The 875-nt window shown below is 45.1% G+C and carries 1 protein-coding gene; it reads right to left on the bottom strand.

Features of this window, described 5'->3' with window-relative positions; translation table 11 throughout:
• On the bottom strand, nt 1-875 hold an 875-nt coding region (locus R7040_RS25385), incomplete at both ends, for an oligosaccharide flippase family protein (RefSeq protein WP_318097411.1).

Genomic DNA, 875 nt, shown 5'->3' with positions numbered 1-875 from the left:
AATTTCGCAGTTTATCCAGCTTTCCCTCTTTAAAAAGAGAGGCGAACATTGGGGCAACAACGAAGTTAATGGTAATCAGTACAAAGCCAATCAGTAGCGATGTTCGTTGCGCTGCTGCTAACAACCCTAGCTCCGTGGTAGAAATGAAAAAACCAGCAATAACAATGCTTCCCCATTGGAGGATATTGGTGAAAATGCTGCCAATCCACACTTGCTTCGCAGAGGAGATCAGTTCGATATTTGTTGTCGGGGTCGGCTTTTGATATTGACCAGAGCTAAACCATTTAGTCGTTGAAGCAATACTGACGATCAGACTCGCCAGCAGCAATGCCGCCATTAGGCTGTTGATGTTTTGTAAGTGCAGTGTGCTCAGGCCAATAATGAACAAAACCATGAGCACACTGACGCCGAGTTGAAGCGCGAATAGGGATGGCACCACCATTTTACTTGCTTGTAAAACACGGCTGTTGGTTTGTCCTAATACGAGGAAAGGTACACACATCAGCGCGAGCGTAATCGCCACTATTGGACTGTTGGTTTGATTCAGTTGATTTGGAAAAAGGTAAAAGCCGACAAATAGAGTAACGGCTGCCATGAAACAAAATGTGATACTGCGAGTTAAAGCCGTCCAATAGTTGTCACTTTGCTGTTGAATATCTCCGTTGCTAAACGCGATAGCGTTGAATCGGACTAAAGCAACGTCAAAGCCTCGCTGAGAAATAATGGCTGTGAGCGATACGAGATTGAACAAGAAGAAAAACTGACCTGAAGTGGATGCATCGGTTGTGCGCGACACGATGAGCGTAAGCAAAAAGGCAAATAATGCACTGAAAACTCGCGTGATTGCCGTTTTCATGCCGAGTGACAGCAAGTTC

The sequence above is a fragment of the Vibrio sp. 1069 genome, assembly GCF_033340555.1.
The sequence above is the reverse complement of the archived record's forward strand: the minus strand, read 5'-3'. Positions and strand labels throughout refer to the sequence as shown.